This is a genomic window from Sporosarcina sp. SAFN-015, assembly GCF_051966875.1.
Lineage (GTDB): Bacteria > Bacillota > Bacilli > Bacillales_A > Planococcaceae > Sporosarcina.
In genome coordinates, this window is the sequence record NZ_JBQCKP010000001.1 from 213,467 (window position 1) to 229,073 (window position 15,607).

The window sequence follows — 15,607 nt, forward strand, 5'->3', positions numbered from 1 at the left end:
CCCCCCCCTAGGTATATAGTATAATAAAGAATAGCTTTTGAACAGTCGGTTTTGAACGAAAAGTTTCATTTGTGTGGTTATTTCCGGAAAATTAATAGGAGGAGAGGATTATTACGAATACTCTATTTTACAGTAAGGATAAAATATTACACCTGGTCTTACTATCATTAATAAGCCCCATTATAATGATAATTCTATTAGGAGAACTAATAGAGATTGATTTATTATCTAAAATATTTCTTTTTTTGATTATTTATTTCTTTTTTGTTCAGTTAATCGTAAAAGGGAATTTAAGGTCTATCTCTTTTGAAGATAATAAAGTTACCCTCAAAAGACTACAATCAGAACATTATTTTTATAAAGATTTAGATGCATTCGTAATAAAGGTTGGTGCTCCTTATAAGTCTGAGACTAGTAAAACAAGGAGACATTTATCATTCGTACTTTATACAAAAGAAGGTCAAAAAATCGACATCCCTTATACAGCTTTTGCAAAAGATGCTTATCAAATTGGCTATTTACTAAAAATGAAAGCCCCACATATTTATATTGATTCAGTTTTTTTGCAATCACCCGAGGAATTCTATCAATTTCTAGAGAACTTAATACATTGCAATATTGATCCAAAACCCTTATTTCATGACCGTGTTAAACATTTTTCACCTAAAGAGAATATTGACATCAAAAGGATGAAGAGTAGAACGATCCCTTTTTTCATCCTACTTCTCTGTATACTTTTTGTCATTTCATTACTATTTTGAAAGAAGAGGATGCTATTGAAAAAAATATTAATGATAAGTTTATTGTTATTAATAATTCCCTTTAATACAATCAGTGCAGAAAAAAATTTAAATTATACACCCAACCAATTACTAGTCTTTACTGACGAAACTGCCTCAAATCTCAATATTAGTTCGTACTATACTACCGAAACTTTAACGACTAATGTGGAATTATTAACATTTCCACCATCAGTGGATATTGAGAATATAAAGGAACAGCTAACAAAGGATAATATTTACGTTGAATATAATTATTATCGTTATTTTGATTCAGATGATATCGATCCATATAAGGAAAGCAATTCACATTGGTGGCTTGAAAACTTACAAGCCGCGACTTTCTGGCCTTTATCTAAGCTACAAGTATATACGCCAACGATTGCCATTATAGATTCTGGCATAACAAAAAGACATGAAGATTTGTCGGAACAAATTATTTTGCCAAGCTTTAATGTTATCAACTATAATAACGACGTTTCTGATAACAATGGACACGGGACTATGATTGCCGGCATTATTGGAGCAACTTACAATAATAATATTGGGATTGATGGGGTAACTGGTCCATTTGATGTAAAGCTGTTACCTATCAAAGCTTCAAACTTCAGTGGGTCAATCACCGTATATGATTCGATTAGGGCAATTGACTATGCAATTGAAAATGGTGCAGATGTATTGAATTTAAGCTTTGGAGGAACAGGTTATTCGATGTTAGAAAATATGTCCATCCAAAAAGCCGTAAAAGCAAATATAAATGTCGTTGCATCTTCTGGAAACACGGCGCTGGGTACGAATGAACCAATTTATCCTGCGAATTATTTGAATGTAATTTCTGTGGGAGCGATTAATGAGCAGAACGAAATTGCTAACTTTTCAACATATAATAAAGGAGTAGATTTTGTAGCACCTGGCCATATGATTACTACAATTGATTTGAATAATCTTTATACTACAGTCTCCGGTACTTCCTTTTCTGCGCCAATGGTTGCTAGTTCTCTCGCAATGATTAAAGCACTTCTTCCACATAGCACCAGTGCCGAACGAGAAGAACTTCTAAAATTATCCACCGTCGATCTCGGCGATGCAGGTAAAGATGTATATTACGGAGAGGGATTAATTAATCTGGAAATGGCAGCAAACCAAGTTAGTAGTCATTTAGGATATAAAACCATATTTGGACGACTCTCTATAACGAATCCTGTCGAGTTCAAGAAAATGATTGTAGGAAATGATAAAGTATTCACGGTTACATTTAACGATACACTTTCTAGCAATAATAACTTTGAAGAGTCTATTATTATTTTTAATAAAAACTTCAATATTGTTCCAAACGAAACTTATAGCGTTTCTTTAAACTTAACTGACAATAGTAAACTAACAGTTGAGCCACGCACTACATGGGAATATGGCGATTACTATTTAGTACTATCAAATAAAATCACTAATGAGGCTGGTGATTTTTTGAATTCAAACTACAAACTTCAATTTACTGTTCAGTAACAAATATATTTCTAGGGACTATATGACTTTCATAGTTTTTCCTGGATTACTGAGCTCCTAGCAACGCTTGTACCAATATAGTAGTATGATAATCAAAGTTGTTTAATAAAGCGATGGGAGTTTGATAGAATTGAAACTACACTTGTTTAGGGTTGTTGTGTTCACTTGTTTGGTAATCGGTTTATTTTCTGGACAAGCACATGCGGAGTTCACATGGACAGCAAAGTGTGAAAAATATGGGGATATAGAACCTAATACAAATCCCTCGTATCAACATATGAACTGCTTACTTACAAACGCGGCTTTGGATGCGGAAATTCCTCCTGAAGTTGTGAAAGCGGTGGCGGCAAAAGAAAGCGGTGGCTGGAAACACTTCACCGAGAACGGTGAACCAATTATCTCCGCAGACAACGGCATTGGTTTAATGCAAATTACCAATCAGCCATCCTTCAATCAAGAAAGGTTGAAAAACGATATATACTACAATATCAACGCCGGCATTCAAATATTGAACGACATGTATGACCGCACAGCAACAGATCTTCCGAGCATAAAAGGCGCCGGTAGACAAGTCATTGAAAATTGGTACTTTCCTGTAATGGCTTACAATGGCACTAAACCTGTCAACAGTCCAATCATTCAACTAACCGGTGCAAGAAATATAGATGCTTATCAGGAAAAAGTTTTCGCTCTGATTGAAAAATCCAGCTTTCTAAGCAGCATTAAGCTGGCCCAGTTTCCATTTAGCCCAGATGATTTTCAATACGATCCAAACAGCAATAAAAATATAGATTTCTTAAAGAAGTCGTATATTTTGCCAGATACTCCCCATCTTTCAGCGTATTCTTTGAAACGTGGAGACAAAGTTATGGTGACGACTAATGTGAATATCCGGCCGGAGCCCAGTACTGCTAAACCAGGTATAATGCTTCCAAAAGATACGGTACTCATTATCACAGGAGATTTTACATATGATCTAAATACAAATAGCGTAAACCAGTTCGTATGGTATCCGGTGAAAACAACCGATGGAAAAGTAAATGATTATTATATTTCATCAGCTTACCTAACAAAGTTAGATGAGGGGTTACATTATAACAATTGGGAGGAAAAAACGAATATCGATCCTCATCATAATTGGACAATTCACTTCACGCATGAACTTGATGAAACGACTGTTAACGATACGAATATTTATGTACAGTATGATTTGCAAAAAATAGATTCACTAAAGGTATCACTTCTTGCCGATCAAAAATCCTTGAAAGTAGAAGCTCCTGAAGGTGGATATTTAAATGGAGAAACCTATTTTCTATACATTAATAAATCAGTGAGATCAAGGAATGGACAAGAATTGAAGCAGCCGATTAAAATGAAATTTACGATTAAAGATTAATCGTTCCAAGGCACCAGTGCTAAAAAGCCCATCGCTCGGGTTTCCGAGCGATGGGCTTTCATATGGTTGGTTTCCTATGGAGCAGATACAACAAATAGCATTGACACAGTAATGTGATTAAAACTATTTTGTTACAGTATTAAAACGCATTCTATATTTCTTTCCATTGTAAAGCTGAATTTCAATTACGTAGTGCTCCCCATACTCATAAGGAGTGAGCGGGTGAATTAACAATTGCTTAGCTTCATTCTTCTGTTCTATCCAAGTATCATGGACGGTCGTTCCTTTTTTGACGACAGCTTTGACAACCTCTTCAGGTTTAAATTCCCGATTAACTGTGACAGTCCAGACTTTATCGACAGGGATGTCAATCTTTGATTCGAAGTGGAAGTAATCGTCTTTGACAAATTGTCGATTCTCGACCAAGACTGTAGCTACTGCATTTTGAACAGGATAAATATCATTTTCATAATTAAAGCTCAATGTATACTTTCCATCGGGAACAGCTGGAGAAAATGTAAAGTCATTATCTCCCTGGACTGTTGTCTGCCACTGCTCACCATATTCATCCGTTAACGTTACACGGCTCCATACCTCCGTATCAAATGCTGGCTGGAATTCGCCTTGCTCCATCGCATAGCCGAGATAATCGTAGTAGCCTGAATTTGTGTAAAGAGTATTTCCAAATCCATCTTTGTATAAAATTTTTCCGCTTAATCCGTCTGCTAAATAATTGATAAGAAATTCGCCTTTTATTGTCCCGCCGTAGTTGAATACAGAATTCCTCAGTGCTGTTTGTTCATTAATATCGCGAAAGACGACAAGCTCCCTTTTGTCTTTTACGTAATGCGATAGTAAAGCGCGATAGTCCCCTTTTTTAATGCGGAATGTATTGCTGCCTTGTTCCAGTGCCTGATCCCCAACTTCAATGAATGGATCGAGTGACATATAAAGTCGTAAATAAGCATAGTCACCTGCCATGAAACCGTCCGCTCCAACTCCATCTGAATTACTGATGAAATTATATTCAAAGGTATTTTGCTCAGTAACAGCTAAGTTAAGCTCTTTCTCATTACCTGTAAACTCACTATAGAAGAAATCCTCCGAGAAGAAGTTTACTAAATGATTGCCTCTTTCGACGTACATAACAAGCTGTTCACTGTTCGGGGTCATAAATAACAGTGTTTTAGGCAAGAGCGTTCCCTTAAATGATAGCTGTATATTATTTTTATACATTGCATTTGGATTACTAGCTGACAACTTATTCTCGAATGCGATCTTTTGAATGGTTGTCGGTTCAAACATATGGTTGCCATTTGTAACTAACTCTCGTACATATAGTGGGGTGTCCCGATTTGCACTCTTCGCAACCGCTACAATATAATCTAATTTTTCTTTCAGTTCGTTAACATCCATACCGTCTATAACTGCAGTATCCCCAATTGAGCCCGAATGATAGAGTGGGGTAGCAGTCGGATGTAAGTTCTCATTCACTACCTCGCCATCTTTTATTCCATAAATGATTATTTCAAAAGAGGTATCCGAGCTTCCTCCGGTATCCTTTATAGAAAACTGATTCGTATGATTCGTAATTGTTATAGGAATCTGTTTATGAATTTGTCCATTATCAATACCTACTTCCATTGTATAGTTTCCACTTTCAATCTTATCAAATGGAACGGTCAACGCTTGAAAGCCATTTTGTGTAACCTTTCTTTGAGCAAGCTGCTGTCCACCTATTTTTACATATAACGTCTTCCCTACAGCGTTTTCAAGAATCACCTTTAGCTCAACTTTTTCAGCTTGTTGAGAATAAGCGTTTGGACTGATGACAGAAAGAGGTTCAGTAGACGTCACGTAGTTCGTTATATTGATTATTCCTTCACCGTAATAAATATCACGGCCAGTCTGCCATTTATCGTCCGTATACATAAAAAGGAGATCCTCGATATCCTCTTTACTAGCCTCCGAGTTTACGGATAAAAGCAATGCAGTCACCCCACTGACAAATGGAGCCGCCATCGACGTCCCGCTTTGTACTCCATAACCGCCGCCGATAATCGAGCTGTTTATGGATTCACCAGGAGCGGCTATATCAATACTCGTTCCAAAATTACTGAAATAGGCAGGTTGATCGTTTTGATTCGTCGCAGCAACTACAATTGCTTTCTCGTCACTTGCAGGATAGTAATGCTTTGTGTCAGCCTTATTGTTTCCTGCTGCTACAACGACTTGTACCCCTTTATTTACCGCATATTCAATCGCTTCTTTCATCATTGGGGATGGCCCTGGACCACCTAGGCTCATATTAATAACATGCGCTCCGTGATCGACAGCATATCGAATCCCTTTAGATATATTTAAATCGCTGCCCCGCCCTTGTCCATCCAAAACGCGGATCGGCATGATTTTCACATTATCTGATGTCGAGTCAACGACAATCCCGGATACGTGCGTGCCATGTCCATGGACGTCCATCGGATCAGAATCATTGGAGACAAAGTCGTAACCTCTTACCATTCTGTTTTTTAAAAAAGGATGATTATAATCGACCCCTGAGTCCACTACAGCTACAATAATTTCATTTGAACCCGATATTGAATTTGCTAGAACGGAAGAACCGATACGGTCCGGCCCCCACGAAAGCGGCGGATTATTCGACTGGAATGGATCTACGTACCGGATATATTCTTTTTGAACAAACTCAATCCGAGGGAACGGTGAAATCCTATATGGATTCGTCGACTCGAGAGCTTTCAATTGTGTATATTCAGCTTCCGGTATTGCTTCATATTCATAGTTTCCAAACCTATCAATCACTTTAACGATAACGTCACCAGTTTCGATAGGATCAGGTATATATTCGAAATCATCCACCTTTTGGCCCTCAGCAAAAACCCCATCCGGATGCAATAACATTGACAGTAGAGCAATAGGCAAGAAATAAGATAGAAGTCTATTCATTTTTTTCTCCTCTTTTAGTAGTACATTAATTATAGACTACGTGTGTAATGGCGGCTATACTGTTGATTCATTTAACAAATAAAAAAGACCCACGTATGCGGGTCTTCCTAATGCCACCCTATTTAATTACAAATTCCCTAATATCCCACTTAGCAAGCTATCTTTAATGCTTTTTTTCGATGCATTGTAAGAATCCGAGATACTCTTTACGGATTCAGTTGAATAGCCATTGCTAATAAGATCTGCAGCCATTGATTGTAAAACACTATTCATTGCTGCATCTGTACTGGCTTCAAGGTTATTGGCAGCACTTGAATATGAATTATATAATGAAGAAATTTTAATTTCTCCTCCTTTTCTTTTCAATTCATTATACTCATTTATCGCAGAATCTACGAGACTGTCAAGGCTACTGCTTGCACTATTTTGTATATCATCTAACAATGCCGCATATTTTTGTTCAATTTCTGCCTGTGTTAATTTTGCATCTTTATCTTTGGAAGGTTCGTTAGAAGAAGTCCCTTCGTTCCCGTTCGGCTTCGCAGATCCATTGTCACCAGGAGTACCTGGTTTTGAACCGCTATTTTGGTCAGTCTTTCCGTCCGATGGATTACTTCCATTTTGCCCTGCATCTTTGTCTGGTTGTGAGCTACCGTTTTGATTATCCTTACCACCTGGTTGATTGGGTTGCCCGGTCGTGTCCTTATTTTCATTTGGTTCCAATTCCGGCTTTGTCTCTTCATTCTTTGGCAATTCTTCATTTGGTTGTGATGGTACTTCGTTCTTTCCGAGAGCTTCCTTTTCGCAACGAATAACAAAAGAAGCCAATTGCCCACGCGTTACATATTCACCGGGTGAAAATGTTGTTGCAGACGTCCCACTAGTAATTTGATGTGTAAGAAGTGCTTGAACATAGCCTGCATACCAATTTGTTGATTTAACATCTACAAGGCGTGTTTCTCTAAATGGTTCTTCTTTGAATCCAAAACCAACGGCAAGGATTTTCGCCATTTGGGCGCGTGTCAAAGGGTTTCCTGGTTTGAATGTTTTGTCTTCATAACCCGAAATAATACCTTTGTTGACAAGGACCGCAATCGCTCCATAGTATTGACTTTCCTTGGACACATCCATAAGGCCTGGATCTTTTACGTTTTGTGTATCTAGGTTAAGGATTTGTGCAATGATTTTAGCTGCTTGTCCTCGTGTCACTTGTTGGCCAGGTTTGAATGTTCCGTCCGGAAAACCTTTCACGATACCTCTTTCTAGTAAATTTTTGATAGCTTCTTTATGTTGATTGTTCGTAATGTCGGACATCGCTAACTTAGATGCTTCGGATTCCAATGGTGCTACTGCTACAATAGTTCCTGTTGCGACAGCTGCGGCAAGTGTGGCTCTGAATAATTGTTGGCGTGAAAATTGTTTTTTCATTTGCTTCCCCCATAATGCATATTGCTTAATATTATCTATAGTTATATTCTAACACAGGGGTGGACATTCCGTGAAAAAACTAAATATTGAACTAAAAAAGAACCAGCTAATTGGCTAGTTCTTTTACACTAAATATCGACCAAAAAAAATTGACTTAATTTTACTATAGAATTTCAATCTAATTGACTTTGAAAGGATATTTCAAAATCATATGTTTTTACATTTTCAGGATTTTCAGCTTCATAACCTGTTAATGTAATAGAAATCGTTTTACCATCTAGATCAGCTAGTCTTACGTTAGACATAACTGTCTCTCCAGTAAGTTCAGTAATTTCTTTCTTGACAGCTGTCTCAACGTCAGTAATGAATGAAGCATCTACAGAAAGTCCTTGTAAGACGAAAAATTCTAAAGCTGGTTTAAGTATTTCCGCATAAATGCCCTTCACTTCAGATAAAGAGGTACTTAATCCATTGGAAACCGTTAAAACATGATTGTTTCCGACATATACAGATAGTTTTGTAAGGTAATCAACAATATAGTCTTCAAATGTAACTTCATTAACAACTAATGTACCTCTTTTTCCAGTTAAATCAACTTCTAGAAGCAATGAACCGTCAGTCTGCTCAGAAACTTTAGCAACTTCAACCTTTTCCCCACCAACAGTTACATTAAATTGTTTTGCTGTTGGTGTAGAAGAGGGGGGGGCATCAGACTTTACTGTAATACTTGATTTGGTTACTGCAGAAATTGATAGAACTTCAAAAGCTTTGTCACCCACTATCTCTTCAGTTATTGGTTTACCTTCTTCGTCAAATCCTTTAAAAAGTTCGAAGGTCGATAACGTTTCATTAGAAATAGCTGCAGCATCTTCAATCGCTGCAGAGGTATTACCATCATTTTGATAGACAGCAATTGCATAGTCTATAAGAGAGATGTATTTACTTTCTGATGCGATTGCTGATACCGAACCATCAGCTATAAAATCATACAATTGATCACCAGGACCTTTGTATTGTGCAATTGCATAATCAATTAGTGAGATAGAGTAGTTTTTCTCACCCATTTTAACAACAATCTGATCAACTGAAGCTTCAGCCGCTGAAGAAGGTGCTGGTGCGACAATTGACGCCGTAGCCAGCGCAGCGACAAACGCAGTTGAAAGTACTTTATATGATAGTTTCATTAAACAAGCCTCCTATATGTTTTGCTCATAAAAATCGTTATAAAACAAGCCGGCAATGGCCGGCTTGTTTTATTGCTTATTATTTTTTCAATGTTACCTTTGCAGCTAACAATTCCGCTTTAGTATAACCTTGTACAGCAAATTCAACAAAGTTACCTTTTTCAGCGTCATAAGTTAATTCAATTGTTTCTTTGTTAGGTACCTCTAATACTAATACAGATTCATTTGTGGCTTGAAGTTTTGATGTTGCATTAGCCTCAGTTACTACCACATTGAAAATTCCTGGTGCTAGTTCTTGCAAGTCAGCATTCAAATCTTGCACAGTCACTACACTCTCTTCAGGTGTTCCAGGATTTGAATTTTCACCTGGAGTAATAATTTCTTGAATCTCAGCTTTAGTCAAATCTCTTCCAAGTGACTCATATGCTCCTACTAAATCACTTTTAACTTTAGCGATGTTTCCAAGAGTAACACCCGTGATACCTGCAGCTGTAAAAGTATCTGGAGTTACGCCAGCCCAAGTGTTAGTTTTGATAGCATTAGTAACTGCTGTAAAAGCTGCAGCTTCAGCTTCAGAAGCTGATTTATTATCAACAACTTTTAGGGTAGTTGTTTCGGAGTAATCTCCGCTATCTGCAGTTACAGTAATCACCATATCTTCTACATATGGAGTGTTTGCAACAGTATATTTACCTGATGCATCTTTTGCAATCACAGTATCTCCTAACTCAACTGTGTAAATTTGACCTTCTGTTGCTGTGAATTTGATTTCTCCTGCAACTGTTCCAGCTACTGGGTTTGTATCAGTGAATGCCAAGTCAGTTACTGGGACAACTTGAGTTTCATCTTTAATGATGTCGAATTTATTCTTGATTTTATCGCCATCGCCTTTTGTAAATGTTACAAGGTCACCATTGCTTAAACGGCTTTCAAAGAATGCAAGTGTACTTTGTACAGATGAAGTATTGTAGTAGTACTCTGCACCTTTGTAGGATAATGTATAGTTAGTTGAACCATAACGCAATGTAACTTCTTGCTTAGTTTTGTCAACACCTACTACAGTTCCAGTGAAGTTAGCTGGTACGTATTCGCCGCTGAATGTAGCAGTGAAGACTTCCGCTGCAACATATTTATTATCGTTGCGAACATCGCCAGACCAGTTTGTACCAGTTACAGCTGAAGCATAGATTGTTGCTGAAGTAGCATCAGTTGAGTAAAGCTTAAGGTTAGCTTTACCGTTTACAACGTTTGTAGTAACTGTGATTGCTCCGCCCACTTCAATTGTAGTTGGGTTTGCAATTCTTTGACCGTTTTGGTCATAAAGAACATCATCAGTTTCTTGTAGTGTAAGAGCGTTTGCACCAGTATTTCGGATTTCAAATGTTACTTTACCAGTGTAATTTCCAAACGCGCTGTCACTTTGGTTAGTCAAATCAAAAGTGAATGTTGCACTGTCTCCACGTGGGAAATCTTTTACTGCTTTACCTGCATTGTTTAGAGCATACAAGTCTGCTCCAATAACACGGGAAAGTTGGAAGTAAGTTGTAGCTGCTTTTGTAGATGGCTCTCCATCTTCAAGCACACCACTTTGTGTGTTTAGAGAGTTGTTTTGGTCGATCCAAACTACTGGAGTTCCTTGATCATTGTTGTTGCCATAAAGTAAGAAAGAAGCTTCACCTTTAGCATCCAACTTGATAGTAGCCTGTTGTCCAAAGTCACCACCGTACTTAGAAACAGTACGAGTTACAGCTTTGCTGTTACCAACATTTTCAAATTGCGCTTTTGAATTTGTACTCATATTGCGCTCCATCAACTCATCAAGTGATACGTTGATTACACCACCAGCATATGGTTTGTTGCTATCGTTCGGGTTAGTAACTGCTACTTTATATACACGACCGTTATCAGAACCAGCAGCTGCTTCAGCGTCACCTACTGGTGTAACTGTCAATGCATAGTTCACTTGTGCACCTGCAAACGTTACTTTTGAAGCTGCTTGCATCAACTCTTCTTTATCGAAGATGCCATTGCCTCTGTTATTGTTTACAGTTGATGTTTTCTTATCAACAAATACGAATGGAGTTACAGCAACGTTAGTTCCTGAAACTACAAATGTAGCTTTACCAGTTGAGTCAGTTGTGATTACAAGCTCTTCTTTAGCACCTGACTTTGCTTGGTATGGAGTTTTAGTCACTCCTGTTTTCGGGTTAGTAACAGTTGCTTTAGCGACCGCTGAATAATCAACATCAATGTTCTCCAAGAAAGAAACATTTAGATCTTGATTCACCACTGGGCGTCCTGTTTGTGGATCAAGGTAAGTAACTGTGTATACTTTTTTCGTTCCGTTAGCAACTGAAGCTCCTGCTTTATCTTCTTCGATAGTCAGGATAGTATCAACACCCCAGTATACTGTTGCGAAATCACGCTTCGTTGGTGCGCCTGTTGGGTAAGCAGTTACGAAATCTTCACCGTTAGTATATTGAGTGTATGAGAATGTTGCGATACCATTTGCATCCGTGTAAACTTCTTCAACTTGAGCTTTATTCAAAGCAGCATTTGGAGTTACGTTGAATGTTACAGGAACATTAGCTTCTTTCACACCGATATCAGCTTTAAGAATTACTTCGTTACCAACTTTTGATTGGACAGAAGTAGTGTTCATTTTAATTGATGTCGGAATTAGTGCAGAGATTCCTTCAAATGATCCAAGCTTGTCACCGTTCAAAGTAACATCGTATTTCTTTCCGCCTTCTTGAGCAGAAGTTGTAAGAATAACTGTTTTAGCATCTGATTGTTTCACTACTGCGTTTGAAACTGTCAAACCTTCAATTGCAAATTTAAGTGAGTTAATGTCTTTTACGCCTTCGACAAATTTCACTTCAACAGTTGTTGCATTAACAGCCTTAATTGACTCAACACCAGTTACCACTCCAGTAACTTTTGAGAAGTCAGTGTTAAGTGCGCGGTGTAGGAATGATGCGAAATGACCGCGAGTTGTTGTATCTTTCGGGTTGAAAGTTGCAACAGTTGTGATGTCGAAGAAGTCTAGGACATCGATCGCTGTGCGAGCTTCAGCTTTAGCAGCGTTACGGTCTGTTACTTCTTGTTTGAAGTCTTGACCTTGAACATATTCAACTAGGTTGAAGTCGTTTACTGTATCAAACGCGCGAACAAGTACAACTGCCATGTTTTCACGAGTGATGTTGTCGCCTGCTAGAAGACGACCGTTGCTTCCGTTGAATACGCCGTTGTCTTTAACAACTGCAGCATATTTTAGAAGCTCATCGTTTGAAGCAGATGTCAAATCTGTGAAACGTGGGTTAGTTTTGTAGTCAGAAGGTACTTCGTAGCCTTCAGATACAAGCCATTTACCCATCAATTTAACTACGTCAGAACGAGTCAACGTTTTGTTAGGCTTGAATGTTCCATCTTGGTAACCCGTGATGATGCCAGCATCAGATAGTGCATCGATTGCTGGTTCGTGTGTGTTGCCTTTTGTGTCTGAGAAATCTTTCGCGCTTGCTACTGGTGCTACTGCAGATGCTACTAATGCAGCTGATGCAGCGCCAACTACAAACTTGCGATACTTCGTTGGTTGGTTAGCCATTGAATAATTTCCTCCTCTAATAAGAAATAAAATTTGTCATCTACCCCACGGCAAAATGGAAGTAGAAGCCATTACACAATAAAGTATAGATACTAGCAGCAGGGATGTCAATTACTTATTGGTATTTTGCTAGATTGCAAGTCCCAAACCCTATGTAATTTTCCGCTGCTTCTACTATTCTACCTTATCTTAAAAATATATCAAGTATTTCTATCATATTTCAACAAAAGTCTTAAATCATCCTAATTATCTTACTGTTTCTGTTTGTCCCGTACACCAAGAGGTACGGACCTCTTGGAAGTTCTCTCCTTGGATATATTAGTAATTTTTTTATAGCTTGGCCATGCTTTAGAATCTACTACCGCAATAAAAGAAATAGAACCGTAATAGGAAAAAATTGTTTTAAATATGGTTGATTGTCCCTCTTTGACTCCCCTTGAATCTATTATTCTGCAAATATAAGTGAAGCTTACTGAATCTATTATACCTATGAATAAAATAGAACCTTACTAGAAGAAATACTGTTCTTCTAGCAAGGTTCATATTGAATAGCGATCAACAGTCTTAGAAAGGCAAAAGGCCTTGAACAGATGGGAGCTGTTCAAGGCCTTTTGTGCGGTCAACCAACCGTTTTCGTCCTGCGTGGCGTTTAATAATATATGCTACAGAGGAAATTATCCTTACACTTACGTATTCTATCACCAGTTTTACTAGATTACAAGTATGATTGTTTATTTTCGGCGAATTATTTCAAAAAGGAATTTTGGCAAGTTCATTTGCCGTTTAATGCGGCTCGGTTCCAATAATAACCGATATAGCCATTCAGCGCCAACTTTTTGAAATGCGGCAGGTGCGCGTTTAATATTGCCTGCAAGAACGTCAAATGAGCCGCCGACTCCTTGGTAGAGGATCGGATGCAGGTTATCGCGATGCTCTTCAATCCATAGTTCCTGTTTCGGGGATCCCATTGCGACGAATAGTATATCAGGTTGTGCGGCGTTGATTTTCGCAATCACTTTTGACGTATCCTTTTCATAGCCGTCCTGTGTGCCGGCGACTTTGAGATCTGGGTATGTGTCGATCAGTTTAGCAGCTGCTCGATCCGCCACTCCCGGCTTCGCGCCGTAGAGGAAAATGGACTTTCCTGTTCGGGCTGCTTCCCTCACAATTCGGTCCATCATATCTACACCGGTTACGCGGGATGTTATGTTGCCTTTTTGGATCTTGGACGCGATAATGACGCCAATGCCGTCCGGAATTTGGAATTCCGCACGGTTCAGCAAGGCTTTCAATGCTGGGTCGTCTTTTGCCTTCATCAACTTTTCAGGGTTGATGGCGACGATGAGTGATTTCTTTTTGGCGTCGATGTTTTGAAAGAGCTTTGGGATGAGTTCATCGTAGTTCTCTGTGTTGACGTCGACGCCGAGTATGGTTTCTTTCATTTAGCTCATGACTCCTACTGGTGAGCCGTCTCCAAGTTTGAAGTAGTGGAATCCGGCTTGTTCCCATTTATCTCGAGAGAGTGCGTTTTTCGTGTCGAGGATGAATGGTTTCGGTTGTTTTGTTGTGAGTGTGTTCGGGCTGAGCTGTTTGAAGTCGGTATGATCCGTCGTCAAGATGATCAGGTCAGCGTCTTGTGTTGCTTCTTCGAGTGTCGCTTGTTGAGTCGTGTGCTGCAATTCTTTAATGTGTGGGTCGAATGATTTCACTTCCAGCCCCTTCTCTTGCAATGCTTCAATCACTTTAAGGGACGGGCTTTCGCGCATGTCGTCGACGTCGCCTTTGAATGCGAGTCCGAGTACTGCGACTTTACCGTCTGTAATGCCTTTCGCGTCAAGAAGGAATTGCGCTTTTTGAGCGACGAATTGCGGCATGCCGTCGTTTGTGAGACGGGCTTTGTGTATGATTTCAGCGTTAGCCGGGTTGAGTTCGACTAGGAACCATGGATCTACAGCGATACAGTGTCCGCCCACTCCAGGTCCCGGCATATGGATGTTGACGCGCGGGTGGAAGTTTGCAAAGCGGATCGCTTCCCAAATGTCGACGCCGATTGTTTCTGCAATTTTCGCAAGTTCGTTCGCGAACGCGATGTTGACGTCACGGTATGTGTTTTCCATTACTTTAACGAGTTCAGCTGTTGTTGCGTCCGTCAAGTGGATTTCACCTTGAACGAATGTTTTGTAGAGCGCTTTCGTTTTTTCGGCGGATTCCGGTGTGATACCGCCGACGATGCGGTCGTTGTTGACGAGCTCTTCGAAGATTTTGCCTGGGATGACGCGTTCAGGCGAGTGAGAGACGAAGAGGTTTTCGCCGAGAATTAGATCAGATTTGCGAAGCTCAGGTAACATAACGTTTTCGACTGTTTTCGGTGGAACCGTCGATTCAAGAATGACGAGTGCGCCTGGTTTTAAATATGGCACGATCGATGCTGTCGCTTGGCGGATGTATTCCAAGTTTGCCGTGTTGTCGGGATTGATCGGCGACGGAACGGCGACGATGTAGACGTCTGCTTCGACTGGAGTTGTGGAAACAGTAAGGTTACCGCTGTCGATCGCTTGGTCAAGACGTTCTTGGAGTCCATTTTCTTCTATATGTAGTTGCTTGTTGGCGATCATATTGACTGCTTTTTCGTTGACGTCGACGCCGTGGACTTCGAGGCCACTGTTGGCGAACATGACTGCTGTCGGGAGGCCGATGTAGCCAAGACCGACGACGCACATTTTGTTATTCATAGGTAATGTTCCTT

Annotated in this window: 8 protein-coding genes; 2 read left to right on the forward strand and 6 right to left on the reverse strand. The window is 39.3% G+C overall.

Annotation, left to right across the window (positions count from 1 at the left end; all coding sequences use genetic code 11):
- The first annotated feature begins 776 nt into the window (after positions 1–776).
- Together ACTHPA_RS00935 and ACTHPA_RS00940 are read left to right on the forward strand one after the other, a co-directional pair.
- Entirely contained in the window at positions 777–2,282 is a 1,506-nt protein-coding gene (locus ACTHPA_RS00935; protein ID WP_440498179.1) for a S8 family serine peptidase, read from the forward strand.
- A gap of 130 nt (positions 2,283–2,412) precedes the next feature.
- Entirely contained in the window at positions 2,413–3,678 is a 1,266-nt protein-coding gene (locus ACTHPA_RS00940) for a transglycosylase SLT domain-containing protein (RefSeq protein WP_440498180.1), read from the forward strand.
- A 123-nt stretch (positions 3,679–3,801) separates the two neighbouring features.
- On the opposite strand, the gene ACTHPA_RS00945 is transcribed toward ACTHPA_RS00940, so the two are convergent.
- The 6 genes from ACTHPA_RS00945 to ACTHPA_RS00970 all read right to left on the reverse strand — a co-directional run bounded on the left by ACTHPA_RS00945 (position 3,802) and on the right by ACTHPA_RS00970 (position 15,593).
- Complete coding sequence (locus tag ACTHPA_RS00945; RefSeq protein WP_440498181.1) at positions 3,802–6,642, reverse strand: S8 family peptidase; 2,841 nt, start codon at positions 6,640–6,642, stop codon at positions 3,802–3,804.
- 126 nt (positions 6,643–6,768) lie between these two features.
- Positions 6,769–8,070: an S-layer homology domain-containing protein gene (locus ACTHPA_RS00950; RefSeq protein ID WP_440498182.1), complete on the reverse strand. Its 1,302-nt coding sequence runs from the start codon at positions 8,068–8,070 to the stop codon at positions 6,769–6,771.
- Positions 8,071–8,243: 173 nt separating this feature from the next.
- Positions 8,244–9,254 carry a hypothetical protein gene (locus tag ACTHPA_RS00955; RefSeq protein WP_440498183.1) on the reverse strand — a complete coding sequence of 337 codons (1,011 nt, stop codon included), beginning with the start codon at positions 9,252–9,254 and terminating at the stop codon, positions 8,244–8,246.
- Positions 9,255–9,333: 79 nt separating this feature from the next.
- The gene (locus tag ACTHPA_RS00960) at positions 9,334–12,861 is read right to left on the reverse strand and encodes an S-layer homology domain-containing protein (protein WP_440498184.1); all 3,528 of its coding nucleotides are present in this window, start codon (positions 12,859–12,861) and stop codon (positions 9,334–9,336) included.
- A 731-nt stretch (positions 12,862–13,592) separates the two neighbouring features.
- Positions 13,593–14,303 carry a WecB/TagA/CpsF family glycosyltransferase gene (locus tag ACTHPA_RS00965; RefSeq protein ID WP_440498185.1) on the reverse strand — a complete coding sequence of 237 codons (711 nt, stop codon included), beginning with the start codon at positions 14,301–14,303 and terminating at the stop codon, positions 13,593–13,595.
- Positions 14,304–15,593, reverse strand: coding sequence for a nucleotide sugar dehydrogenase (locus tag ACTHPA_RS00970; RefSeq protein ID WP_440498186.1), 1,290 nt, complete (start codon positions 15,591–15,593; stop codon positions 14,304–14,306).
- Positions 15,594–15,607: the final 14 nt, after the last annotated feature.